The sequence below is a fragment of the Acidovorax sp. LjRoot38 genome, from assembly GCF_964252975.1.
In the GTDB taxonomy this organism is placed as follows: domain Bacteria; phylum Pseudomonadota; class Gammaproteobacteria; order Burkholderiales; family Burkholderiaceae_C; genus Acidovorax; species Acidovorax facilis.
The window spans coordinates 148,271-173,977 of record NZ_CAXUPT020000006.1; the positions used below are offsets into that span (position 1 = coordinate 148,271).

The following is a 25,707-nucleotide window of genomic DNA, read 5'->3' on the forward strand; positions in this document are numbered from 1 at the left end:
CCTGCAAGGTGCGGAGCATGCCCTGCAATGTTGACCCCGACACCTGAATTGATCCGCGCTGCTCTGGCGCACATCCCCGCCACCCTGGCACGCGAAGAATGGGCGCGGGTGGGCATGGCCATCAAAAGCGAGTTTCCCGACGCCACGGGCCAAGACCTGTTCGAGGCATGGAGCGCGACCGCAGACGGGCACGATGCCCGCGCCACGCGCAGCACCTGGCGCAGCATCAAGGCAGGCGGCGGGGTGGGCATCGGCACCCTGCTGCACCTGGCCAAAGAACACGGCTTTGTGCTGCCCAAGGCCAGCGAAGCCCCGGCCGCCCCGAGCCCCGAGGTGCTGGCGCAGCGTGAACGCGAGAGGGTAGAGCGCCAGCAGGCAGAGCAAGCTCGCCAGCAGGCCGCCCACGCGGCTGCAGCGGCCGATGCAGTGGCACAGTGGGATGCAGCCAGCGACACCGGCACCAGCCCCTACCTGGCCCGCAAGGGCGTGGCGGCCCACGGTGTGCGCTTTGCATCTGATGGCTGCGTACTGGTGCCCCTGCGCGATGCAGCCGGGGATCTGTGGAACCTGCAGCGCATTGCGCCAGAGCGCCCGGCCGATGGCACCGACAAACTGTTTTTGAAGGGCGGGCGCAAGTCGGGGCTGTGGCACTGGTGCGGTGATCCTGCGGGGGCTCAGGTGCTGCTGGTTGCCGAGGGCTACGCCACGGCCGCCAGCCTGCACCAGGCCACCGGCCGCCCGGTGGCTGTGGCCTTTGATGCGGGCAACCTTGCCCACGTTGCCAAGGCCCTGCGCCAGCAACACCGCGCCGCGCTGCTGGTGCTGTGTGGCGATGATGACCGCGCCACCGAAGCCCGTACCGGCACGAACACCGGCCGCGTGAAGGCCGAAGCCGCAGCCCGTGCCGTGCGTGGCCTGGCGGTGTTCCCCGAGAGCCTGCCCGATGGTGGCAGCGACTTCAACGACATGCACCAGGCGCAGGGCCTGCAGGCCGTGGGCGCCTGCGTAGAGGCCGCCATTGCAGCGCACCAGGCAGAGCAGGGCGAACGCGCCCAGCAGGCCACGCAAAGCACCAAAGGAGGCAAGGACAGCACACGCACACCACGCGAGCCCCACGCGGCCGATGGTGGGCACGGTGGCGGCAATGAGCCCCCCAGCGACGGCCGTCCGTTCGACCCCTTCACCGTCAATGATTTGGGTGTATGGCATGCAGGCGTGGACAAGGAGGGGCAACCCAAGGCGCCGCAGTGGGTGTGCAGCCGCCTCGATGTGCAGGCTCTGACCCGTGATCAGGACGGCGCAGGCTGGGGCTACCTGCTGGCCTTTGCTGACCCGCTGGACAAGCCCAAGCAGTGGGCCATGCCCGCCCGCATGCTGTCTGGCGATGGGGGCGAATACCGCGCCGCGCTGCTGAATATGGGGCTGCGCATCGCTCCATCACCTGCGGCCCGCAACCTGCTGACCCAGTACATACAGACCCGCCAGCCGGGCGAGTTTGCGAGCTGCACCGACCGCATCGGTTGGCACGGCCGCGCCTTCGTGCTACCCCATGAAACCATCGGCGACGATGCCGAGCGCATCGTGTTCCAGAGCGAAAGCCAGATGGAAAACACCTTCCGCGTGAAGCACGACGCAGCCGCCTGGCGTGATCGCATCGGGGCTTTGTGCGTGGGCAATTCCCGGCTGGTGTTTGCGGTGGCCTGTGCCTTTGCCGGGCCGCTGTTGCGCCCCGCAGGCATGGAGAGCGGGGGCTTTCACATCCGGGGCGACAGCAGCAGCGGCAAGACCACGGCGCTGCGCCTGGCTGCCAGCGTGTACGGTGGCCCCAGCTACATGCAGCGCTGGCGCACCACCGACAACGCGCTTGAAGCCATCGCCGCGCAGCACTGCGATTCGTTGCTGATCCTGGATGAGCTGGCGCAGGTAGAGGGCAAGGTGGCAGGCGAGTGCGCCTACATGCTGGCCAATGAACAGAGCAAGGCCCGCGCTACCCGCAACGGCGCACCACGCGCCCGCCTGTCCTGGCGCCTGCTGTTTCTGTCTGCTGGTGAGCTGGGGCTGGCTGACCACATGGCCGAAGGCATGAAGCGCACTCGGACCGGGCAAGAGGTGCGCATGGCAGACATACCAGCCGATGCAGGCGCGGGGCTGGGCGCCTTCGAGAACCTGCATGACTTTGCGGGCGGGGCTGCGTTCTCCAGCCACTTGGCCCGTGAGGCGCAGCTGTGCCACGGCGCACCAGGCCGTGCCTTCGTTGAATGGGCCTGCGCCCATGCCGACAACCTGCCCAAGCGCCTGCGCACCGCTGTGCAGGCCCTGGCCCGTGAATGGATACCGCAAGGTGCATCGGGCCAGGTGGAGCGGGTAGGCGCCCGCTTTGCGCTGGTGGGTGTGGCGGGTGAGCTGGCCACCGAGGCCGGGCTTACCGGTTGGCCAGCGGGCGAGAGCGCACGCGGTGCACGCGCCTGCTTTGACGCTTGGCTGGCTGCGCGTGGCGGGGCTGGCAATGGTGAAGTGGTGGCCATGCTGCGGGCTGTGCGCCGCTTCTTGGAGACGCACGGCGATGGCCGCTTTGCCATGTGGCACCGGGCTGCTGATGACCACGCACCCAAGACGCTGCAACGTGCCGGCGTGCGCCGCATGCTGAACGCCGATGGTGAGCCCATCAAGAGCGACCCCGAGCACCAGCGGGAGTATGGCGAGCGCATGCCCGCCACGCTGGGCGAGGGCGTCAGCTTTGAATACTTCGTGTTGGCTGAAACGTTCAAAGCCGAAATCTGCCAGGGCTTCGACCATGTGGCGGTGTGCCGCGTGCTGGCTGCGCACGGTTGCCTGACGGTCAGGGAGTCCGACCGATACACCATCAGCACCAGACTGCCAGGCATTGGCAAGGTGCGGTGCTATCAGATACCGCCTGCCATCTTTGAGCTGGATCTGTGAGCGGTAGCCCGGCCGGGGCTTTGCGTGCTCGCCCTGCGGCAGCAGCCATGCCATGCCGTGCCGTGCCGCCCGTGAGGGGCGGGGGCGGGAGCTGCCTTCGCGCTGTACATGCCCGGCTTACGGCATCTGGTGCCAAGGGGAAAGGGCGCGGCCCTGGCCGTTGATCTGGTGCGGGGCTCGCCCAGTCACCCGTGTCTCTCGCTGCCGTGTGCCTTGGGTCCTTCCTGGGTGGCCCAAGCGCGGGTAATTCGAGCCGCGTTGCCGCGCTGTTCTGCGGTGCTCTATAGGGGGTTAAGTGAAGGCAATGCGTCAATGGCTGGACGATTGCGCACGTCTGTGGATTCAATTGTCCCCGGTGTCCCCGGCAGATTTGCGTTTGTCCCCGGTGCTGCCGGGGACAAACTATTCAATACTGGCGCGGGTTTCCGGGCGGTTTTGATTTTGTCCCCGGTGTCCCCGGTAAAAAAGGGGTAACCCCCCGAAGGGTGTGCAACCCGCTGGGGTGTTGTGGGTCCTTCCTGGGTGGCTCAGGTGAGGGTAATTCGAGCCCCGCAGGCGAGGTAGTGCATGCGGTTTTGAAAAGGTTGACAAACGGTTGACGGTGGACAGTGGACACATCCATCCCCCCGGTCTTGGGTCCTTCCGGGGTGGCCCAAGCGCGGGTAATTCGCACCCCACAAAATTTCTAGTCCTGGCCGCTGGCAAGAGGTAAGTAAGCATGGCCTGGGTGGGGCGGTGCTTGGGTCCTTCCCCGGTGGTCCCGGTGCGGGTAATTCGAGCCGCGTTGCCGGACTGTTGCGGGACTCTCCCTAGGGGGGTTGTATTGTGGTGTGGCGCCCCTCAGCGTGGCATCTATTCTGGGGCGCCGCTGCCTATGGCTGCACCCTGGGGGTATCGGGGCCATGTACCCCCATTTTTCGGAAATGCACCCCCAAATGTACCCCCACGTACCCCCGGATTCATGCACACTCAAGCGCACGCATGCGCACTAGTCAAAGCCACTTCCCATAGGGGAAAAGAAAAAGGCCGCACGGTTATGGAACCATGCGGCCTTATCAGTGGTGCCCGGGGCCGGAATCGAACCGGCACGCCTTGCGGCGGGGGATTTTGAGTCCCCTGCGTCTACCAATTTCACCACCCGGGCTGGAATTCGTGAAGCCCCAAATTATGGCACAGTAGGGCGCATGAAATATCCGACGATTGAAGATGCAGTGGGTAACACCCCTCTGGTCGCTTTGCAGCGCATTGGGGCCAAGGACAACGCGGCGCGCGGCAATGTGGTGCTGGGCAAGCTGGAGGGCAACAACCCGGCGGGTTCGGTCAAGGACAGGCCCGCGCTGTCGATGATCCGCCGGGCCGAGGAGCGTGGCGACATCCGCCCCGGCGACACGCTGATCGAGGCCACGTCGGGCAACACCGGCATTGCATTGGCGATGGCGGCGGCCATCAAGGGTTACCGCATGGTGCTGGTGATGCCCGAGGATTTGTCCATCGAACGCGCACAGACCATGAAGGCCTTTGGTGCCGAACTTGTGCTCACGCCCAAGAGCGGCGGCATGGAGCACGCACGCGACCTGGCCGAGGCCATGCAAAAGCGCGGCGAGGGCAAGGTGCTCGACCAGTTCGGCAACCCCGACAACCCACGCATCCACTACGAAACCACCGGCCCGGAGATCTGGGAGCAGACGGGCGGGCGCATCACGCACTTTGTGAGCGCCATGGGGACCACGGGCACCATCACCGGCGTGTCGCGTTTCCTCAAAGAGAAGAACCCTGCCATCCAGATCATTGGTGCGCAGCCCGAAGAGGGTTCGCGCATCCCGGGCATCCGCAAGTGGCCGCAAGAGTACCTGCCCAAGATCTATGACCCGAGCACGGTGGACGAGCTGGTCTATGTGAACCAGGACAGCGCCGAAGACATGTGCCGCCGTCTCGCGCGCGAAGAGGGCATCTTTGCAGGCATCTCTGCCGCAGGCGCGTGCTGGGTTGCGCAGCAGATTGCGGCGCGCGACAGCAATGCCACCATTGTGTTCATCGTGTGCGACCGGGGCGACCGGTATCTGTCTACCGGTGTGTTTCCTGCGTGACAGGCGGCCGTCGGCTGCCGGGTTCGAAGGTTTTAATGAAATTGGCTGCTAGCGCTTGATGGATAAGCGCTAGCAGCTATAAAAATAATAGCTCTACCATGCACTACGAAGTCCGCCACTGTACCCACTGCGGTACCGCGCTACAGCCCATCACCCTGGCCGAAGACGGAGGCGACAAGGAGCGGCTGCGCTGCCCCGCCTGCGGCTGGACCCACTGGAACAACCCCACGCCCGTGCTGGCAGCGATTGTCGAGATCGACGGCAAGGTGCTGCTGGCGCGCAACGCGGCCTGGCCGGGCAAGATGTTCGCGCTGATCACCGGCTTCATGGAGGCAGGCGAGTCGCCCCAGGAAGGCATTGCGCGCGAGGTGAAGGAGGAAACCAACCTCGACGTGCAGTCCACCACCCTGGTGGGCGCCTATGAGTTCCTGCGCATGAACCAGATCATCATTGCCTACCATGTGGTGGCCACGGGGCAGGTTCAGTTATCGCCCGAGCTGGTGGATTACCGGCTGTACGATCTGGCAGACCTCAAATGCTGGCCGGCGGGCACGGGCTACGCGCTGGCCGACTGGCTGCGCACCAAGGGGCACGAGCCGGTGTTTTTTACCGCTGAAGAAAATGCAGAACGGCGGCGCGGCCTGGACGAACAACCGCCGCAGCCGCCAAAGGATTGACGACCATGGACATTCACAAAGAAATCGACACCCGGGGCCTGAACTGCCCCTTGCCCATCCTCAAGGCCAAGAAGGCGCTGTCCGACATGGCCAGCGGCCAGTTGCTGAAGGTGGTGGCCACCGATGGCGGGTCGCTGCGGGATTTTCAGGCGTTTGCCAAGCAGACGGGCAACGAACTGGTGGAGCAGCAGACGGTGGGCGAGGAATACATCCACATCCTGCGTCGTCGGTAGATTGAAGGAAAAATAGCTGCCAGCGCTCTATGGATAAGCGCTGGCAGCTATTAATTTGGAAGCGTTTGAGGCGCTTCCAGTGTGAGCCCGGACTGTGGCTTACAGCGCCAAGGTCTTCAGATATTCCCGGAACTGCGCGCCCACCTGCGGGTGCTGCAAAGCCAGTTCCACCGTCGCTTCCAAAAAACCTTCCTTGCTGCCGCAGTCGTAGCGCTTGCCTTCGTACTGGAAGGCGTACACGGCTTCGTGCTGCATCAGGCGGGCAATGCCGTCGGTGAGCTGGATCTCGCCGCCCACGCCGCGTGGCTGGTTGCGGATCTCGTCGAAAACGCCGGGCGTGAGGATGTAGCGGCCGGCCACGCCCATGCGCGAGGGGGCGACATCGGCCTTGGGCTTTTCGACGATGCGTTCAATGCGGATCAGCGGGCCGCCTGCGGGCTCGCCGGCCACGATGCCGTATTTGTGGACCTGGTCTTCCGGCACTTCCTGCACCGCGATGACCGAGCGGCCTTGCTGGCGGAAGGCGGTGGCCATCTGGGCCAGCACGGGCTGGCCGCCTGGGGGGCCCACCATCAGGTCGTCGGCCAGCAGCACGGCAAAGGGTTCCTTGCCCACCAGCGGCTCGGCGCACAACACGGCGTGGCCCAGGCCCAGCGAGCGGGGCTGGCGCACGAACGCGCAGTCCATGTCGTCGGGCTGGATGGAGCGTACCAGCGCCAGCAGTTCCTTCTTACCGGCGGCTTCGAGTTCGGCCTCCAGCTCATACGCCGTGTCGAAATGGTCTTCGATGGCGCGCTTGCTGCGGCCGGTCACGAAGATCATGTGGCGGATGCCAGCGGCATAAGCCTCTTCCACAGCATACTGAATCAGCGGCTTGTCAACCACGGGCAGCATTTCCTTCGGAGACGCCTTGGTGGCGGGCAGAAAACGGGTGCCCAGGCCAGCGACGGGAAATACGGCTTTGCGAACGGTGGTGGCAACAGTCATGAGACTCCTTGAGTGAAGACAGGGATTCGGGGTGTTGTGGTCGTCGTGGATATGCAAGTGTCAGGCCAGAGTTGCCCGGCCTTTCACTTTTGTTCTGTCAGCCCAGGCGACCCAGCTGGTCGCGCAGGCGGGTCAGCGTGGCGCCGAAGTCAGCGATGCGCTTCTTTTCCTGGTCGATCACGGCCGGTGGGGCCTTGGCCACAAAGGCTTCGTTCGAGAGCTTGTTGTTGGCCTTGGCGACTTCGCCTTCGATGCGGGCGATTTCCTTGGACAAGCGGGCCTTCTCGGCGGCCACGTCAATCTCCATGTACAGCGCCAGCCGAGCTTCGCCCACCACGGCCACAGGCGCTGCCTGCGCGGCAGCGGCCCAGGCGGCTTCGTCGTCAAACACCTTGACCTCGCTGAGCTTGGCCAGTGCCTGCAGCACCGGGCCTACGCCGCGCATGAAGTCGGTGTCGCCCACGGTGTACAGCGGCAGGCGGGTGGACGGGGACACGTTCATTTCGCCACGCAATGCGCGGCAAGCGTCCACCAGCCCCTTCACGCGGCCCATGTGGGCTATTGAAGCCTCGTCGATCTTGTCCAGTTGCGCCTGCGGGTAGCGGGCGATGCTGACCGATTCGCCGGGGATTCCGGCCACAGGCGCCACCACCTGCCACAGGGCTTCGGTGATGAACGGGATGATGGGGTGCGCCAGGCGCAGGATGGCTTCGAGCGTGCGGATCAGCGTGCGGCGCGTGGCGCGTTGCTGCGCTTCGGTGCCGTTCTGGATCTGCACCTTGGCGATTTCCAGGTACCAGTCGCAGTACTCGTTCCAGACAAAGTCGTAGATCGTGTTGGCCACGTTGTCCAGGCGGTATTCGGCAAAGCCCTTGGCGACTTCGGCCTCGGTCTTCTGCAGCAGCGAGCTGATCCAGCGGTCGGCCTGGCTGAACTGCATGTAGCCGTGGGCCGGGCCGCCGGGCTGGCACTCTTCCTTGGTGTGCTCTTTCAGGCCACAGTCCTGGCCTTCGCAGTTCATCAGCACAAAGCGGCTGGCGTTCCAGAGCTTGTTGCAGAAGTTGCGGTAGCCCTCACAGCGCTTGCTGTCAAAGTTGATGCTGCGGCCCAGCGATGCCAGTGCGGCAAACGTGAAGCGCAGCGCATCGGCGCCATAGGCCGGAATGCCCTCGGGGAATTCCTTTTGCGTGTTCTTGCGCACGGTGGGCGCGGTCTCTGGCTTGCGCAGGCCGGTGGTGCGCTTGTCGAGCAGGGGCTCCAGCGCAATGCCGTCGATCAGGTCCACCGGGTCGAGCACGTTGCCTTCGGACTTGGACATCTTCTTGCCCTGCGCGTCGCGCACCAGGCCGTGGATGTACACATGCTTGAACGGCACGCGGCCCGTGAAGTGCGTGGTCATCATGATCATCCGGGCGACCCAGAAGAAGATGATGTCGTAGCCCGTCACCAGCACGGTGCTGGGCAGGTACAGGTTGAAGTCGTCGGTGGCGCTGTCGCCCTGGTTGGGCCAGCCCATGGTGCTGAAGGGCACGAGGGCGGACGAGTACCAGGTGTCCAGCACGTCTTCATCGCGGCGCAGCGTCTTGCCCGGGGCCTTGGCCTGGGCTTCGGCTTCGTCGCGGGCCACGATCACGTTGCCGTCTTCGTCGTACCACGCCGGGATCTGGTGGCCCCACCACAGCTGGCGGCTGATGCACCAGTCCTGGATGTTGTTCATCCACTGGTTGTAGGTGTTCACCCAGTTCTCGGGCACAAAGGTCACTTCGCCGCTGGCCACGGCATCGATGGCCTTTTGCGCAATGCTCTTGCCGGTGGCGTCGCCTTCGCCCACCTTGCTCATCGCCACGAACCACTGGTCGGTCAGCATGGGCTCGATCACCTGTCCGGTGCGGGTGCAAATCGGCACCATGAGCTTGTGCTTCTTCACCTCGACCAGCGCGCCGATGGCTTCCAGGTCGGCCACCACGGCCTTGCGGGCCACAAAGCGGTCCATGCCCTGGTACTTGGCGGGCGCGTTCTCGTTGATGGTGGCTTGCAGGGTCAGCACCACGATCATGGGCAGCTTGTGGCGCTGGCCCACGGCGTAGTCGTTCTGGTCGTGCGCAGGCGTTACCTTCACCACGCCCGTGCCGAACTCCTTGTCCACGTACTCGTCGGCGATCACCGGGATCTGGCGGTCGCACAGCGGCAGGTTCACCATCTTGCCGATCAAGTGCGTGTAGCGTGAATCCTCGGGGTGCACCATCAGCGCCACGTCGCCCAGCATGGTTTCAGGCCGGGTGGTGGCCACCGTCAGGCTGCCCGATCCATCGGCCAGCGGGTAGGCGATGTGCCAGAGCGAGCCGTCTTTTTCTTCGCTCTCGACTTCCAGGTCGGACACGGCGGACTGCAGCTTGGGGTCCCAGTTCACCAGGCGCTTGCCACGGTAGATCAGGCCCTGCTCATACAGCTTCACGAAGGTGTCGGTCACCACGGCGCTGAGCTTGTCGTCCATGGTGAAGTATTCGCGGCCCCAGTCCACGCTGTCGCCCATGCGGCGCATCTGCGTGGTGATGGTGTTGCCAGACTTTTCCTTCCACTCCCACACCTTGCTCACAAAGTTCTTGCGCGCCTCGGGCGGGGTAGGGCCCATGTCGTAGCGGCTGATGCCCTGCTCTTGCAGCTGGCGTTCCACCACGATCTGCGTGGCGATGCCGGCGTGGTCAGTGCCCGGCACCCACACGGTGTTGAAGCCACGCATGCGGTGGTAGCGCGTGAGGCTGTCCATGATCGTCTGGTTGAACGCATGGCCCATGTGCAGCGTGCCCGTGACGTTGGGCGGGGGCAGCTGGATGGAAAAGGCGGGCTCGCCCGCCTGGGGCTGGCCCGTGCCACGGTGGCCCGCGGTGCCATACCCGCGCTTTTCCCATTCGGGGCCCCAGTGGGCTTCCAGCGCGGCGGGTTCAAAGGACTTGGACAGGCTGTCGAGGCCGGGTTGTGCTTGGGGCGTGCTCATGGGGTTTGGCAGAAGGAAGAGGCAGGCACAGGGCGTGCCTCAACGGTCAAGAGGGTGGACCGGGCATTTTACGGGAGCGCCAGCCGGTCTTCCCCTGCGCTCGCATCCCACCGGCATTCCGTCTGTCGGGCATTTCTCGCCAATTGTTACCTTGTCGCTCGACCTGCCCACCGTGGCGTCTTGATAATCCCGCCCGGTGGAGCGAGAGGGCCCCTGGAGAGGGGGGCGGGCTCCACGCATTGCCCGGGTCAAAAACATACAACCAATCGTTCCCATCCATGCATCTTCCATCCGCACTCCGCGCGGGCCTTGCCAAGGTCTTTGTCTACGCGCTGCTGGCGCTTTTTCTCATCCCGGCGTTGACCTATGGGTTCACCGTCTACGCGCAGCGCGACCAGGACGCGAACTTTGTGGCCGGCATCAGCCAGCGCATCGACGCTGAAAAGGGCATGCCGCCCGCCGAGAAGCAGGCGCGCAAGGATTACTACCGCAGCAATCCGCCGTCCACCATTTGCAGCAGCACCGACCCCGACGCGCAGGACTACCGCGAAGCCCTGTGTGAGCGCTATTCCGACGTGTGGCAGTTCCACATGGCGCGAGCCGTGTCGTTCTGGACCCTGGTGGCCAGCGGCGTGCTGCTGGTGGCGGTGCTGGGCCTGGGCGCGCTGGCCTTTGCCGACCGCACGCTGCAGTACACCAGCTTTGTCGCGGGCTGGCGCCTGACCACCTGGGGCAGTGCCGCCGCGCTGGTGGTGCAGGGGGCGATGGCGGTGTGGCTGTCGTTCTGGGTCACGGCGTTCTTCTTTCACAAGTATTCGCCCAAGCTCATCATCGTCGTGGGGCTGGCCGTGGCGGTGGGTGTGTTTGTGGCGGTGGCGGGCATCTTCAAGCGCGTGCAGTCTGACAACCATGCCGTGGGCGAGCTGGTGTCCGAAGACGATGCGCCCCTGCTGTGGAAGCGCATCCGCCACATGGCCCAGCGCCTGAAGACCGAGCCTCCGCAGAACATCGTGGCGGGCATCGATGCCAACTTTTTCGTGACCGAGGCACCGCTCACGGTGGGCAACCACACGCTCACGGGCCGCACGCTGTTTGTCAGCCTGCCGCTGCTGCGCATCCTCGACCAGGCCGAGGCCGACGCCGTGTTCGGCCACGAGCTGGCCCACCTGCGCGGCGGCGACACCCAGAGCAGCGCCCGGCTGGGCCCGAAGCTGGTGCAGTTTGACCACTACCGCCATGCGATCCGCAGCGGTGGGCTCTCGGCCGTGGTGTCGCCAGTGCTGGACCTGTACCGCACCATCTTCGAAATTGCCCTGGCGCGCGACAGCCGCGAGCGCGAGTTCAAGGCCGACCGCATCGCTGCCAAGCTCATCTCGCCAGCGGCCATTGCGCAGTCGCTGGTCAAGATCGCGGCCTACGCGCAATACCGTTTCAAGATCGAGGACGAGCTGTTTGGCCGCAACGAGCGGCACGACACCACCACGCTGGGCATCGCCCGCTTTGTGGCCCAGGGGCTGGCGCCCTATGCGGCGTCCAGCGATTTTGTGGATGCGATGAAGACGGCCAATGTGCCGCACCCCTTTGACTCGCACCCCGCCATGCCCGAGCGCCTGCGCAACGTGGGCATGGCGCTGAAAGAGCAGGACTACGGTGCCATCGCCGTGCGCGCGCCCGCTGCCACCTGGGTGCAAGAGATATTGACGGCGGACGCGATCGAGCAGCGCCTGTGGAGTGACTACGAACAGCAGTTTGCGCAAGACCATGAGCGCAGCCTGGCCTACCGCTACGAGCCCGCCACCGACGAAGAGCGCGCGCTGGTGCTGCGCTACTTTCCGCCCGTGGTGTTTGCGCTCAAGGGGGAGAACACGGTGGAGGTCAGCATCGACGGCATCCGCACCTCGGCCGACGAGACCACGGTGTTCTGGGACGCCATCAAGGCGCTGGAATTCAAGGAAAGCAGCTTCGGCAATGCCCTGGTCGTGACGCACCCCGAAAAGAACGCCCTGGGCCTGGGCGCCAAGACCAGCAAGATCAAGCTGTCCGGCCTCACCAAGGAAAAGGACCAGTTCAACGCCGTGGTGGGGGCCTACTGGCAGCGCCACCAGATCATGCGCGCGCAGCAGCAACAGCCTCAAGAAGGGTGATTGCTACCGCTGGAGTGGTTGGTGGAATTTTGCTACCAAATAAATAGCTGTTAGCGCTTGTTGGTAAAGCGCTAGAGGCTATTTTTACCTGCATTTTTATCGCTGACGCCACGTTGCACCTTGGGTGTGCAACGTGGCGGCGCCAAAGGCTTGTCAGCCTTTGACGAACTCTGGCCGGTCGTTCTGCTGCGGCTTGAGCGGTTCCACCGCCTTGCCTTCAGCGCGCTCCTTGCGCCACTGCTCCTTGCGCGCCGTCCACTCGTTCAGGCGGGCGTGGGCCACGGTGCTGTCCTTGGCCATCTGTTCTTCGTCGGCCAGCTGGGCCGACAGCTCCAGACGGATGCCGTTCGGGTCAAAGAAATAGATGCTGTGAAAGATGTGGTGGTCCGTTACGCCCAGCACCTCAATGCCGTGGGCTTCCAGGCGCTTCTTGGTGTTCTCCAGCTCCTGCACGGTGTCCACCCGGAAGGCGATGTGGTTGACCCACAGCGGCGTGTTGGGCGAAGGCTCTGCCTTCACGTCGTCGCCCAGGTCGAAGAAGGCGATGAAAGAGCCGTCCTTGAGGCGGAAGAAGAAGTGCGTGTAGGGGCAGTATTCGCCCGTGCTCGGCACGTAGTCGCTCTGGATGATGTGGTACAGCGGCAGGCCCAGGATGTCCTCATAGAACTGGCGCGTTTCTTCAGCGTCACGCGCCTTGTAGGCGTAGTGGTGCAGCTGCTGGATGGGCGCGGGCGGGGGCAGGGTGGCCAGATCAGGTTTCAGGATGGCGTTCATGCAGAGTCTCCTCAAATCGGTTTTGTGATTCTACTATTCGTAATTGATTTACGTTAAGTTAATTTTTGAGGGCGGAGATTGCGGTACATTCCGCAGTCGTCCTTCTTTGCCCCTGAGGTATTCGTCCGATGCGCCTGTAAGCCCCTCAAGCCTTTCCTTCCTGCTTGCCCTTTGCCGGGCCAGGCGGTTGTATGTCTTGTCTGGAGTGCTTTTGCATGGCGACACCTTCAATGCCGGGCGATTCCGCCCATCGCAGCCGCAGCGCTGCCGCAGCCTCGACGGCTGCCTTCCCTCCTCGGCCCTCTATTGCCGCCCCCCGCAGTGTGGCTTCGTCTGCGGGTCCCGTTGTCCTTCAGTTCCACGACGTCACATTCAGCTTGCCTGACGGGCAGGCACTGTGGGCACGCCCGCTGAATGTGGCCCTGGGCCAAGGCGTGATCGGCTTGGTGGGCGCCAACGGCGTTGGCAAAAGCGTTTTCTTGCAGCTTGCGCAGCGCATGCTGCAGCCAGCAAGCGGTGTGGTGGCGGGCAGCCCTTCAGTGCACGCGGTGGCGCAGGAGGTCGGTGCAGCCCCTTCAGCCACCGTCGCCGATATTGCGGGCCTGGGCCCGGTTCTGGGTGCACTCGACCGACTGGAAGCGGGCCGGGGCACGCCCGATGATCTGCTTTTGGCCGACGGGCGGTGGGACCTGCCCTCGCACTTGCAGCAGGCGCTGCACGCGCTGGGTTTGGGGCGCCTGCCGCCGGAACACGCGGCGCAGCACCTTAGCGGTGGCGAGCGCATGCGCGTGGCACTGGCGGGGGCATTTCTGTCGGGCGCCGAACTGCTGGTGCTGGATGAGCCCACCAACCACCTGGACCGCCCGGGTCGGCGCTGGTTGATGGAGTCGCTGGCGCAGTGGCGCGGTGGCGTGCTGGTGGCCAGCCACGACCGCGAATTGCTGGGCATGGCGAACAACATGGTTGCGTTGTCTGCAGCGGGGCTGCAGCGCTACGGCGGAAACTGGTCCGTGTACGAGGCACAGCGCCAAGCCGAGGCTGCTGCTGCCCAGGCCGCGCTCGATCAAGCACGCACCGAGCGCGAGCGGGGCATGCGGGCGCTGCAGCGCGAGCACGATGCCCAGCAGAGCCGCGCCGCGCGGGGGCGCGAGGCGGGCCGCACTGCCAACCAGGCATCCGTCCTGCTGGACCGCAAGAAGAACAACGCCCAGGCCCACGCGGGTCGCGAGCACGAGCGGCAGCAGCAGGAGCGCCTGCGGCTGAACGATGCGGTGCGCGAGGCCGCTCAGCGTGTTCCTGCGGGGGGCGATACGGCGCTGGTGCTGCCCCAAAGCGCCGTGCCTGCGGGCAAGCAGGTGCTGGCGTTCGAGCAGGTGCATGTGCCGCATGCGCCGCCCGGCTTTCCTCCGCTCCATGGAGTCTGGAACGGGCCCATCCGCATCGCCATCACCGGGCCCAACGGCTGCGGCAAAAGCAGCCTGCTGCGCACCATTGCCAACCCTGCGTTGGCCACTGCGGGGCGGGTGTTGCGGGGTGTGCGGGCCGCGTGGCTGGACCAGCACAACGCCGACCTGCTTCCACCCCAGCACGGTGTGCTGGCGCGCCTGCGGGCGCTCGGCACGCCCCTGCCCGAAGCGGCGCTGCGCACGCACCTGGCGCAGCTTGGCCTGGGCGCGGACAAAGTGCAGCGGCCTGCGGGCGTGCTCAGCGGTGGAGAGCGCATCAAGGCCGCCCTGGCCAGCGCCCTGTGGTCGGGCGAGCCCGCGCAAATGCTGCTGCTCGATGAGCCCACCAACCATCTCGATGTGGATGCCATCGAAGCGCTGCAGTCCGCCTTGCAAGCCTTCACGGGCGCGCTGGCCGTGGTGTCGCACGACGTCACCTTCCTGCGTGCGCTTGGGCCTGATGTGGTGTGGGCATGGCAGCCGCAAGGCTGGAATCTGGATGCCACGCTGGACGCTGCCTGACACTCTTGGCGAAGTGCGCGTGCATGAAAAAGCCACCCGCTGCGTGAACGCAGGGGTGGCCCGTGGGTTTGGCGCGCAGCAGCCGCCCTTCAGGGGCAAGCAGCCCGCGTGCCTGCCGATGGTGGATTACTGCTTCACAGCTTCGATCTGCACCACCAGGCGCACGTTCTTGGGGAAGCCCCATTCCACCCCGTAGTTCATGCCCCACTGGGTGCGGTCGATGGTGGTTTCAAAGTCGCCACCGCACACTTCGCGCTTGAGCATGGGGCTGTCGTAGCAGTTGAACTGCGTGGCCTTGAGGGTGACGGGCGCGGTCTTGCCCAGCAGCGTGAGCTGGCCGGTCACTTCGCTGACCTTGTCGCCGTTGAAGCTGAACTTGTCGGACACGAACTTGATCGTGGGGTGCTTGGCGGCGTCAAACAGATCGGCGCTTTGCAGGTGCTTGTCAAAGGGAGGCGTGCCGGTATTCACCGAGGTGGTGTCGATGGTGATGTCCACCTTGCCGGTCTTGGCGGCGCGGTCAAATTCCACAGTGCCTTGCTTCTTGTCGAAGCGGCCACGGTTGGTGGTGGCGCCAAAGTGGCTGATCTCGAACGTCACGAAGGTGTGCGTGGGGTCGATGGCGTAGTTGGCGGCCTGGGCAGCGCCAGCGGTCATTGCGGTGGCAGCGGCCACGGCGAGCAGGGAGAAGAGGGACTTGCGCATGAAAAAGACTCCTTGAAAAGAGGAACTACGAAACGAACCAGGGGAAAAACGGAGGATGAAAGAGGCGTAGCTGGAGCCAGAAGCTGGTCAAAGCTTGCCGACGCCCGTCAGTGCGAGCTTGAATTTCACGGTCACGTCGTCGGCCACCATCGAGGTGTCGGCCCACTCGTTCTCGCCAATCTTGAAAGCCAGCCGCTTGATGGGCAGCGTGCCGGTGGCCGTGGTGGTGGGGCCGCTCTGGGTCAACGTCACCGGCACTACCACGTTCTGCGCGGTGCCCTTGATGGTGAGCTTGCCCGCCACCTCAAACTTGCCGCCGCCCAGCGCCTTGATGGCCGTGGATTCGAACTGCGCCTGCGGGAACTTGGGCACGTTGAACCAGGTGGGCTTGGGCAGCTCGGCATCGGTTTCGCGCGAGCCCAGTGTGGCGCTGCCGGTGTCTACGGTGAAGGCGATCTTGCTGGTGGCCAGCTTGGCGGGGTCAAACGCCACCTGGGCGCTGAACTTCTTGAAATGGCCATCCAGCGGCACGCCCATCTGGCGCGCGGTGAACTGCACCTCGCTCTGGGCGGGGACCAGTTGCTGCTGGGCCAGTGCGGCCTGCGCGCTCAAGGCTACGGCGGCCACCAGGAGGGTGCGAGACAGGTGGGAAGACAGGTTCATGCAAAAAACTCCGTTCAAAAGACAGAAAGTGAAAACCAGATCCATGATCTGGAGGGCGGTGCGTTGCCCCGCCATGCACGCGACTCAGGGGTGTTTCATCTGCCCGGCAGCATGCGGGCGATGAGCCCATCGCGGTCCACGATCTGGTGCTTGAGCGCGCCTGCGATGTGCAGCAGCACCAGGCCCGCCATCGCAAAGGCGGTGTACTGGTGCCAGGGTTTGATCGCCTCGGCCAGCTCCTTGCTCACGGGCACGAAGTCGGGCAACTGCCACAGGCCCAGAAACACGATGGGAAAGCCTGCTGCCGAGCTGTAGGCCCAGCCAATCAACGGCACGGCGAAAAACAGCGTGTACAGCAGCCCGTGCGTGGCGTGGTGCGCCAGCTTTTGCCAGCCCGGCATGGCGTTTTCGATGGCTGGCGGCAGCGCGGGAGGGCGGTGCGTGACGCGCCACAGCAGGCGCAGCACCGACAGCACGAGGATGGTGACCCCCGCCCACTTGTGCCAGTTGTAGAGCTTGAGCCGCTGCGGCGAGAACGGCAGCCCGGTCATGTAAATACCCACGCCAAACAGCCCGATCAGTGCCAGGCCCAGCACCCAGTGCAAAAGCATGGCGGTGCGCGTATAGCGGCGGGGCGGTGCGTCGGCAGCGGTGCGGGTGGCGGTGGCAGTCATCAGGAAAGAATGGGAGGGTCTGGCAAACAGGGGGCTGGGCGAACCTGCCAGCCCGTTCGGGGCTGACATGCGTCAAGCGATGGGGCAGTGTAGGAAGCCGTTGCCGCATTCGGCTTCAGGCAGATTGATGCTTCAATTCAAAAAAAATGAATTGATAAGGCCTGAGCGCTCAAAGTTCCCCAATGCTGTGTACGCTGCACCAGCGTGTATCCGATGGGGTGTGAGGGCGGCGGATTCACCAGGGATGCCCTGGTTCGGTGCGGCCCAGAGCGCTGCGGCCCGGGCTTTTTTACGCAAAGGGCTGCGCCTGGAAGGCGCAGCCTTGCAAAGAAGGCCGTTTACCGGCCGAGCGCGGCCTTCTTCCAGGCCTCGGCGGCGGCGCCGTCGTCGCCACGTTTTTCTGCCAGCTCGGCCAAGTGGCGCCAGGCGCTGGCCCGCAGGCTGCTGTCGCCCAGCTGCTGCGCCGCCTGTGTGAGCAACTGCTGGGCCTTGCCCCACAGCTGGTGCTTGAGGCAGGCCATGCCCGCCAGGTACTGCAGGCGGGCGTCGCGGGGATTTCCCTGGTAGGCCGATTCGATGCGCGCCAGCCAGGGGGCGTCGAGGTCGTCCAGCCCGGCTTCGAGTGCGCGCACCAGCTTCAGCGCATGGTGTTCGGCCAGCGCGTCGGGCAGGTCCACCATGCGGTCCCACACGGGCAGCAGCCAGGCGCGCACCTGCGTCGCGTCACCGCCCAGGGCTGCCAGCCGCTGTGCGGCGTGGATGGCCAGCTCGGGCATGCTGCGCTCGGACGATTCCAGCGACATCCAGGTCTGCTGCAGCTGCGCGGTGTCGTGTGCGCTGTTGATGAGTTCAATGGCCAGGCCCCGCACGATGCTCTGGGCCGCAGCGGGCGAGAAGGCGCGGTGCTTGCCCAGCAGGCGTGCGGTGTCCAGCGCCTCCTGCGTCTGGCGTGCCAGGCGCGTGGCCTTGAGCTTGATGCGCAGCGACAGCGTGCGCCGGGCGGCACCTTGCGGCAGGGCGGCCAGGCGGTCGAGCGCAGCGTTGGCATCGCGGTCGTCCAGCGACCAGCGGGCGGCACGCATCTGGGCGCCCTCGCGCATTTCCTGCTCGTTCACGGTGCCGCGCAGCGGTGCCTCTTGCAGGGCGTCCTGCAGATGGCTTTCGCGCGTGGCGCTGTCTTGCAGCGCGTGCGAGGCCTCGGCCGCAATCATGTGGGCCAGGGCGCGCAACTGGCGGCCGTGGGGCACGGCCTCGCCAGCGGTGGCCAGCGCGTTTTCTTGCGACAGCGCAGCCACCGCAGCCTTGCGCGAGCGGATGAAGCGCCCGCCCAGCATGTGCGTCAGGGCGTCCAGCAAGGCCGCGTGCATGGCGCGCTCCTTTTGCTGCACGCGCCAGCGCCGGGCCTGGTGGGGCAGCTCCAGCAGCGCCGCCAGGGCGCGCAGCGCGGCGTACACGGTGACAAACCCGCCCACCAGCAACAGCACGACCAGGTTCAGCGACAGGTCGATGCGGTACGGCGGCCAGTACAGGGTGACGGTGCCCTGGTTGTTGCCCGCAAACAGCGCGGCGGCCACCGCCACGCCAAACAACGCCAAAAGCCAAAGAGCTGCTCGCATATCAGTTCAGTTGTCCGTTGCGCTGTGCGCAAATTGCTGAAACTGGCGCGACCAAGGCCATTGCCCCCGCGCAAGGGCCGCCCCGCCGCGCTGGGGGCGTCCCCCTCCCGCATTGCGCAGCAATGCGAGAGAGGGGGAAGGCGCGAAGCGACTCAGGGGGTGTGTCATCTTCCGGCTGCAGCTGTTGCCAGCGCAGAGAGCGTTTCGTCCAGGCGCGGCTGCTCGGCCGCTTTCATGCTGGCCTGGGCGGTCTGCAGCGTGCTGGCAGCGTTCTGCGTGCGGCGCGATGCCGGGTCAAAGTATTTGTTGAGCGCAGCGTTGGCGGCGGCCAGGTCGGCGCGGGCCGATTCGAACTGGCGCGCCAGCACGCCCAGGCGGGCATTGAGCAGCTTGAGCTTGAGGTTCTCGCGCAGGAAAAACGTCTGCTCGGGCGCCAGCAAGATGGCCTCGGGCTGGTCGATGCGGCTCACGCGCACCAGGCCCCGGGCCTCGTCGCGCACCACTTCCCAGCTGCGCTGCAAGGCTGCCTGCCACCAAGCCAGGTCACCCTGGTTGAGCGGTGGTGTGTTTGTGGGAGCGGGTGTGGCTGCCAGGCGGCGTGTGGCGGCCGCCTGGGCCACGGCGTTCAGCACGGGCAGCTCGTCCACCTGGCGCACCAGGTCGTCCAGACGGGCCAGCAGGCCGGCGGTGTCGGTCACGGTGGCGCGGGTCAGGCGGTCCAGGTCGCGGCCAATGGCGCGCTGCACGGGGGCCAGGCGGGGCTGGGCGGCGCGTTCGATGCGCTGGTTGGCGCTTTTGAGCGCGGCCACCAGGGGCTCCAGGCTGCCGGTGAGCTGCGCCTGTTGCTGCGCCAGGCGGATGGCCGATTCGATGTCCACCACCAGGTTCTCGTCGCGCGAGCGCGACAGGCTTTGCATGAGTTCTTCGAGCTGGCTGCGCTGCAGCGCCACTTCGCTCACCCGCGCTTCGGCCACCGACAGGCGCGCGGCTGTCTCGCGCACCAGTTCTTCGGCCTGGCGGGCCATGGTGCGGGCCTCGATGGCCTGCGCGCCCGAGTCTGCGGACTGACGGGCCAGTTGCTCTTGAATGGCGCTGAGCTTTTGCCACAGCATGCCGCTGCTGACCAGCGCGGCAGCGGCCACCGCGCCCAGGAGCAGCGTGACGGCGCCACCCCGGCCCGGGGTAGGTGCTGGAGGGGCGGGCGCGGCTGCCGGGCCCACGGCCGGTGCGCCCACAGATGCCGCGGCAGGTGCCGCCATGGGCGCTGCGGTGGGTGCGGGGGGCAGATCGTTGGGGGGCGCGGAACTCATGCGGCCGATTCTATCGAGGCCACCACATCCTCCAGCGCTGGACGGCATTCCCGCACGGTGCCAAAGCCCGCAGCGCGGGCCGCTTCGGCGATGCGCGGGTGTGTGGCCAGCGCGTGCGCGGCGCCCCAGTGCTGGCCGGGCAGGGCTTCGGCCAGGTGGGCTACGGCTTCAGAGCTGCTCAGCAGCCAGATGGAGCCATCGCACGCCGCCTGTTGCGCCAGCGCCACCTCGTGCGCTGAAAAATGCGGTGCGCCGCGTTGGTAGGCCACCACAAACTCCACCGTGCCGCCCGCTGCCTCGATCTGGCGCGCCAGCCAGTCGCGGCCGTTGCCTAGGCTTTCATGCACACCCTGGGGCGTGGAGGACCTCCCGCGCACGATCAGCACGCAGTCGCCAGGCCGGATCTGCCCAGAGACCTGCTGCCACAGCGCTTCCGAGTCGAACTGGGGGGCATCCGGTGCCGGGCCGTCGATGCAGCCAGGCGGCACACCGGCCTGCTCCAGCGCACGCGCCGTGCCGGGGCCCGGAGCCCATGCTCTTGTTTTGATAGCTGCTAGCGCTTGTCCATCAAGCGCTAGGGCCTTATTTGGCTCAAAAAAATGAAACACCGCATTGCCACTGACAAACATCAGGGCCCGGTACTGTGCAAGCCGGGCATGCGCCTGGGTGAGTGCTTGCTCTGCTGCCGCGTCACGGCAGGGACCGATGGCGATGAGCGGCAGGGCCATGGCATCCACACCACGCGCGCCCAGCAGCTTGACCCAGTGCGCAGCCTCGCGGGCGGGCCGCGTGACGATCACCCGGGGCATGGCATGCGCGTTCAAACCAGGGGTTCGGCGCCCCGGGCACCACCGGCACGCAGGCGCTGCGCAATCGCGTCGCCCAGCGCTTCGGCCTGCGCCAGCGTGGAGACGGCGGCGCTGGCCGCTGCGCGCACCAGGGGGGCCTGCGCGTCCACGTCGCCCCAGGCGGCGTCGAGCTGCAGTACGCCCTCGGTGAACGTGCCGTGCGCTGCCAGCGGCATGGAGCAGCTGCCGCCCATGGCGCGGCTCACGGCGCGCTCTGCGGCCACGGTCAGCCAGGTGGGCTGGTGGGCCAGCGGGGCCAGCGCTGCGATCAGGTCTTGCCGGTCGCTGCGCACTTCAATGCCCAAGGCACCCTGGCCCGCTGCGGGCAGCATGGCCGTGGGCGCAAACGTGGCGCGGATGCGGGATTCCAGCCCCAGGCGCTTCAGGCCCGCAGCCGCCAGCACGATGGCGTCGTACTGGCCTTCGTCCAGCTTGCGCAGGCGGGTGTCGAGGTTGCCACGCAGGGGTTCGATCTTGAGGTCGGGCCGCAGGGCCTGCAGCAGCACCTGGCGGCGCAGGCTGGAGGTGCCCACCACCGCGCCCTGGGGCAGGGCATCAATGTTCGGGTAGTTGGGTGAGACAAACGCATCGCGTGGGTCTTCGCGCTCCATCACGCAGGCCAGTGCAAAACCCTCGGGCAGCTCCATGGGCACATCCTTGAGCGAATGCACGGCAATGTGCGCGCGGCCTTCTTCCAGCGCCACTTCCAGCTCTTTCACAAACAGGCCCTTGCCGCCCACCTTGCTGAGCGAGCGGTCCAGGATCTGGTCGCCCTTGGTGGTCATGCCCAGCAGCTCCACCGTGTGGCCCTGTGCGCGCAAAAGAGCCTGTACATGCTCGGCCTGCCATAGCGCCAGGCGGCTCTCTCGGGTGGCAATGACGATGGAAAGGGGGGAATGGGCGAGGCTCAAGTTCGTAACCTGTTTGTAATCATTCAGGGGCGGGCGATGCTAGCATGCGCCCGCACTGGGGCCGGTGCGCCCCGGGGGATGCGGGGGCAGGCGGCGCCAGGTCACCTACCCACCTCCGGAGACCCACGCACCATGAAACGATCCGACAAGGACCAGCCCCTGATTGACGACATCCGCCTGCTTGGCCGTATTCTGGGCGATGTGATCCGGGACCAGGAGGGCGTGGCCGCCTACGAACTGGTCGAGCAGGTGCGCAAGCTCTCGGTGGCCTTCCGCCGCGACGCCGACCAGGAGGCCGACCGCGCGCTCAAGAAGCTGCTCAAGTCCCTGTCGGGCGACCAGACGGTGAGCGTGATCCGCGCCTTCACCTACTTCAGTCACCTGGCCAACCTGGCCGAAGACCGCCACCACATCCGCCGCCGCGCCGTGCACGAACGCGCGGGCGACACGCAAGAGGGCAGCATCGAAGTAGCCCTGTCGCGCCTGCGCTGGGCTGGCATTGCGCCCAAGACCATCTCGCAGACGCTGGCGGGCAGCTACGTGGCCCCCGTGCTCACTGCCCACCCCACCGAAGTGCAGCGCAAGAGCATTCTGGATGCCGAGCGCGACATCGCCCAGTTGCTGGCCACGCGCGACGACATCCAGGTGCGCGCCCAGCTCTACAACAGCGCCAAAGACGCGCTCACCCCGCGCGAGCTGGCCGCCAACGAAGCCCTGCTGCGCGCCCGCGTGGCCCAGCTGTGGCAAACCCGCCTGCTGCGCTACAGCAAGCTCACCGTGGCCGACGAGATCGAAAACGCGCTCTCTTATTACGAAGCCACCTTCCTGCGCGAGATCCCCAAAATCTATGCCGACCTGGAGGCCGAGCTGGGCCAGTACCCCGTGCACAGCTTTCTGCGCATGGGCCAGTGGATCGGCGGCGACCGCGACGGCAACCCCAACGTCACCGCGCAAACCCTGCAATACGCCCTGGGCCGCCAGGCCGAGGTGGCCCTGCGCCACTACCTGACCGAAGTGCACTACCTGGGCGGCGAGCTGTCGCTGTCGGCGCGCTTGGTGCAGGTGTCCGCCGAGATGGAGGCCCTGGCCCAGCGCTCGCCCGACACCAACGAACACCGCGTGGACGAGCCCTACCGCCGCGCCCTCACCGGCATCTACGCGCGCCTGGCTGCGTCGCTCAAGGACCTGACCGGTGGTGAGGCCGCCCGCCATGCCGTGGCCCCACAAAACGCCTACGCCAGCGCCGAAGAGTTCCTGGCCGACCTGCGCGTGATCGAAGCGTCATTGAAGTCGCACCACGGCGAAGCCCTGGCCGCAGAGCGCCTGCACCCGCTGATCCGCGCCGTGCAGGTGTTCGGCTTTCACCTGGCCACGGTAGACCTGCGCCAAAGCTCCGACAAACACGAAGAAGTGGTGGCCGAGCTGCTGGCCAAGGCGCGCATTGAGCCCAACTACGCCAGCCTGCAAGAGGCCGCCAAGCGCGCCCTGCTCATCAAGCTGCTGAACGACGCCCGCCCCCTGCGCGTGGTGGGTGCCGAATACTCTGCCCATACAAAGGGCGAGCTGGCCATCTTTGAAACCGCCCGCGTCATGCGCGAGCGCTTCGGCCACGAAGCCATCCGCCACTACATCATCAGCCACACCGAAACCGTGAGCGACCTGCTCGAAGTGCTGCTGCTGCAAAAGGAAGTGGGCTTGATGAATGGAACCTTGGACACCGAGTCCAAGAACCACCTCATCGTGGTGCCGCTGTTCGAAACCATCGAAGACCTGCGCAATGCCGCGCCCATCATGCGCGAGTTCTATGCACTGCCCGGCGTGGCAGCCCTGGTGCAGCGCAGCGGTGGCGAGCAGGACATCATGCTCGGCTACAGCGACAGCAACAAGGACGGCGGCATCTTCACCAGCAACTGGGAGCTGTACCGCGCCGAGATCGCCCTCGTCGAACTCTTCGACGAACTCGCCACCAGCCATGGCATCCAGCTGCGCATGTTCCACGGCCGGGGCGGCACCGTGGGCCGGGGCGGCGGCCCCAGCTACCAGGCTATCCTGGCGCAGCCGCCCGGCACCGTGCGCGGCCAGATTCGCCTGACCGAGCAGGGCGAGGTCATCGCCTCCAAATACGCCAACCCCGAAATCGGCCGCCGCAACCTCGAAACCCTGGTGGCCGCCACGCTCGAAGCCACACTGCTGCAGCCCACCAAGCCCGCTACCAAGGCGTTTCTGGATGCTGCTGCGCAGCTCTCGCTGGCCAGCATGGGCAGCTACCGCGCGCTGGTGTACGAGACGCCCGGCTTCACCGAGTATTTCTTCAACTCCACCCCCATCCGCGAGATCGCCGAGCTCAACATCGGCTCCCGCCCCGCCAGCCGCAAGGCCAGCCAGAAGATCGAAGACCTGCGCGCCATCCCCTGGGGCTTCAGCTGGGGCCAATGCCGCCTCACGCTGCCCGGCTGGTACGGCTTTGGCTCGGCCGTCGATGCGTTTGTGAACGTGGAGGGCAAAGACCCCAAAGCCCAGCTGGCCCTGCTGCAAAAGATGTACCGCCAATGGCCGTTCTTCCGCACCCTGCTGTCCAACATGGACATGGTGCTGGCCAAAAGCGACCTGGCCCTGGCCTCACGCTACAGCGAACTCGTCACCGACGCGCGCCTGCGCAAGAAGGTCTTCACCAGCATCGAGGCCGAATGGCACCGCACGGCCGAGGCCCTCACCCGCATAACCGGCGACAAACAGCGCCTCACACACAACACGGCGCTGGCCCGCTCCATCAAGCACCGCTTCCCGTACATCGACCCGCTGCACCACTTGCAGGTCGAGCTGGTGCGCCGCTGGCGCGCGGGGCAGGGGGATGAGCGGGTGCAGACGGGGATTCACATTTCTATTAATGGGATTGCTGCGGGGTTGAGGAATACGGGGTGATTTCCCAGAAGATCTGTGCGGTTTTAAATTGCAGCAGCCCCCTTGTTTTGTGTGCTACTTTTAAAAATGCAAATTGTTCCGCCGAACGATTTTGTGCGTGCGGAACGATTCAAATCTTGTCAACGTATCTTGGTTGCCTAAACGCCATGTTGAAAAGCTTGCTTAAAGTTTGTTTTATTTTTATATATTTCTTTGGGCAGGCATTCGCTTATCAAAACCCAACATGGCTTTTTAGTGCCGATGACTGCAACAAGGCCGGAGCCCTTTGTGTGCCGCCCATTCCAACAGAATGGCGTTATTTTTCGACTATCAGCGGCAATTGCTCTGGAGAGCGCGGATTGGGTGTTCCGGAGTCGGAAGGGGGTGAGGCAGTCGTCTTGAATTGTGAGATCAGCGTCTTGGAGTCTTTTGGCATGCCCCCGCAAAGGCTGGGAAGCCGGTGCTCCAAGTACACTGCCACCGCCCATGGGTGGAAAGCAAAACAATATTTCCCTCACCTGCCAGCGGTAACTTATGTTGAGGTTCCAGATTCCCCATTTTTGAAATTCAAATTTTGGGATATTGCAAGTCCCACTTCAAATTTGACATGTATTGGTGATGGGGAGCAAGCACCATTAATATATAGGCAACGTTTTCTGCGCTGCCCACAAGGCTTTATTGGCAATGATGGCTTGGTTGAGAGCCCGTCGATCAAGTTTTGCTACAGATATTCTGAGCAACAACCTGTCGAAAAATCCTGCAGTGCGGCAGTTTTTGGAGAGGGTACAGGTGCTTTTTATTTCGGAAATCCAGCAACTGAACGATATCAAGATGGGTTGTTGTTTGGTAATCCAGTTGAGACGGCTACCGGGGAGAAATTCCAAGTCGAATACGATTGGATCGACCCTTCTGGACGTGGCCTCAGTGTTGCGCGCCTTTACCGTACAGATTGGGCAGAACAAAAAAATGGTTTGATTGGCAACGCATGGCAATTGTCTTTTTCGGCATACCTGAATTCAGTAACAAACAATCAGAAGGCGATTCGTCTCCCAGACGGATCATTGAGAAGATTCACAGCAGACAATAGCGTAAGCCCTGCGCGATGGATTCCCAGTGGACATGCGAGTACTTTAATTTTGCTCGACGGAAAATTTTTATATGAGCATGCTGAGGACGGCAGTCGCTGGGTTTTTCAGGATGGGCTGCTGCAGGAGGTGATCTATCGCAATGGGTGGAGGAGAAAGTATTTTTATAGCTTTGGTGAAATTGCAAGAA

Annotated in this window: 17 protein-coding genes, 1 tRNA gene and 1 pseudogene; 8 read left to right on the plus strand and 11 right to left on the minus strand. The window is 65.0% G+C overall.

The features are described from left to right. Positions 1-27: 27 nt before the first annotated feature. Complete coding sequence (locus tag ACSQ22_RS13105) at positions 28-2,940, plus strand: DUF927 domain-containing protein (protein ID WP_436130563.1); 2,913 nt, start codon at positions 28-30, stop codon at positions 2,938-2,940. Between the two features lie 1,059 nt (positions 2,941-3,999). On the opposite strand, the gene ACSQ22_RS13110 is transcribed toward ACSQ22_RS13105, so the two are convergent. Further along, positions 4,000-4,084 (minus strand) — tRNA-Leu (locus ACSQ22_RS13110). A gap of 40 nt (positions 4,085-4,124) precedes the next feature. On the opposite strand from ACSQ22_RS13110, the gene cysM reads away from it, so the two are divergent. The 3 genes from cysM (at position 4,125) to ACSQ22_RS13125 (ending at position 5,937) form a co-directional block, all read left to right on the plus strand. After that, positions 4,125-5,027: a cysteine synthase CysM gene (cysM, locus tag ACSQ22_RS13115; protein WP_055401636.1), complete on the plus strand. Its 903-nt coding sequence runs from the start codon at positions 4,125-4,127 to the stop codon at positions 5,025-5,027. 98 nt (positions 5,028-5,125) lie between these two features. Then, positions 5,126-5,704, plus strand: coding sequence for an NUDIX domain-containing protein (locus ACSQ22_RS13120; RefSeq protein WP_055401638.1), 579 nt, complete (start codon positions 5,126-5,128; stop codon positions 5,702-5,704). Between the two features lie 5 nt (positions 5,705-5,709). Continuing rightward, entirely contained in the window at positions 5,710-5,937 is a 228-nt protein-coding gene (locus tag ACSQ22_RS13125; protein WP_010459874.1) for a sulfurtransferase TusA family protein, read from the plus strand. A gap of 99 nt (positions 5,938-6,036) precedes the next feature. Here ACSQ22_RS13125 and galU read toward each other — a convergent pair whose 3' ends face one another. Further along, on the minus strand, positions 6,037-6,924 hold the full coding sequence (gene galU / locus ACSQ22_RS13130) for a UTP--glucose-1-phosphate uridylyltransferase GalU (protein ID WP_055401640.1): 888 nt from the start codon (positions 6,922-6,924) through the stop codon (positions 6,037-6,039). Between the two features lie 97 nt (positions 6,925-7,021). Continuing rightward, positions 7,022-9,919: a valine--tRNA ligase gene (locus tag ACSQ22_RS13135; protein WP_436130564.1), complete on the minus strand. Its 2,898-nt coding sequence runs from the start codon at positions 9,917-9,919 to the stop codon at positions 7,022-7,024. Between the two features lie 278 nt (positions 9,920-10,197). Between ACSQ22_RS13135 and ACSQ22_RS13140 the strand changes: the two genes are divergently transcribed. Beyond that, positions 10,198-12,063, plus strand: coding sequence for a M48 family metalloprotease (locus ACSQ22_RS13140; RefSeq protein WP_436130565.1), 1,866 nt, complete (start codon positions 10,198-10,200; stop codon positions 12,061-12,063). Positions 12,064-12,216: 153 nt separating this feature from the next. Here ACSQ22_RS13140 and ACSQ22_RS13145 read toward each other — a convergent pair whose 3' ends face one another. Continuing rightward, positions 12,217-12,837 (minus strand): VOC family protein, encoded by a 621-nt coding sequence (locus ACSQ22_RS13145; RefSeq protein ID WP_055401646.1) that lies wholly within the window; start codon positions 12,835-12,837, stop codon positions 12,217-12,219. A 215-nt stretch (positions 12,838-13,052) separates the two neighbouring features. On the opposite strand from ACSQ22_RS13145, the gene ACSQ22_RS13150 reads away from it, so the two are divergent. Then, positions 13,053-14,804 carry an ABC-F family ATP-binding cassette domain-containing protein gene (locus ACSQ22_RS13150; protein WP_436130566.1) on the plus strand — a complete coding sequence of 584 codons (1,752 nt, stop codon included), beginning with the start codon at positions 13,053-13,055 and terminating at the stop codon, positions 14,802-14,804. Positions 14,805-14,930: 126 nt separating this feature from the next. Here ACSQ22_RS13150 and ACSQ22_RS13155 read toward each other — a convergent pair whose 3' ends face one another. The 7 genes from ACSQ22_RS13155 to hemC all read right to left on the minus strand — a co-directional run bounded on the left by ACSQ22_RS13155 (position 14,931) and on the right by hemC (position 21,531). After that, complete coding sequence (locus ACSQ22_RS13155) at positions 14,931-15,509, minus strand: YceI family protein (RefSeq protein WP_228899928.1); 579 nt, start codon at positions 15,507-15,509, stop codon at positions 14,931-14,933. Between the two features lie 87 nt (positions 15,510-15,596). Continuing rightward, the gene (locus ACSQ22_RS13160) at positions 15,597-16,172 is read right to left on the minus strand and encodes a YceI family protein (RefSeq protein WP_436130567.1); all 576 of its coding nucleotides are present in this window, start codon (positions 16,170-16,172) and stop codon (positions 15,597-15,599) included. Positions 16,173-16,267: 95 nt separating this feature from the next. Continuing rightward, positions 16,268-16,846 carry a cytochrome b gene (locus ACSQ22_RS13165; protein WP_436130568.1) on the minus strand — a complete coding sequence of 193 codons (579 nt, stop codon included), beginning with the start codon at positions 16,844-16,846 and terminating at the stop codon, positions 16,268-16,270. 338 nt (positions 16,847-17,184) lie between these two features. Next, complete coding sequence (locus ACSQ22_RS13170; protein WP_436130569.1) at positions 17,185-18,462, minus strand: heme biosynthesis protein HemY; 1,278 nt, start codon at positions 18,460-18,462, stop codon at positions 17,185-17,187. A 164-nt stretch (positions 18,463-18,626) separates the two neighbouring features. Next, positions 18,627-19,772 (minus strand): uroporphyrinogen-III C-methyltransferase, encoded by a 1,146-nt coding sequence (locus ACSQ22_RS13175; protein ID WP_436130570.1) that lies wholly within the window; start codon positions 19,770-19,772, stop codon positions 18,627-18,629. Then, positions 19,769-20,581, minus strand: coding sequence for a uroporphyrinogen-III synthase (locus tag ACSQ22_RS13180; RefSeq protein WP_436130571.1), 813 nt, complete (start codon positions 20,579-20,581; stop codon positions 19,769-19,771). Before ACSQ22_RS13180 ends, ACSQ22_RS13175 begins: the two co-directional genes overlap by 4 nt. 11 nt (positions 20,582-20,592) lie before the next feature. After that, positions 20,593-21,531 carry a hydroxymethylbilane synthase gene (gene hemC, locus ACSQ22_RS13185; protein WP_436130572.1) on the minus strand — a complete coding sequence of 313 codons (939 nt, stop codon included), beginning with the start codon at positions 21,529-21,531 and terminating at the stop codon, positions 20,593-20,595. A 132-nt stretch (positions 21,532-21,663) separates the two neighbouring features. Between hemC and ppc the strand changes: the two genes are divergently transcribed. Continuing rightward, complete coding sequence (ppc, locus tag ACSQ22_RS13190) at positions 21,664-24,453, plus strand: phosphoenolpyruvate carboxylase (protein ID WP_436130573.1); 2,790 nt, start codon at positions 21,664-21,666, stop codon at positions 24,451-24,453. Positions 24,454-24,866: 413 nt separating this feature from the next. Then, a pseudogene (locus ACSQ22_RS13195) lies at positions 24,867-25,493 on the plus strand (DUF6531 domain-containing protein); the annotation flags it as partial. Between the last annotated feature and the right edge of the window lie 214 nt (positions 25,494-25,707).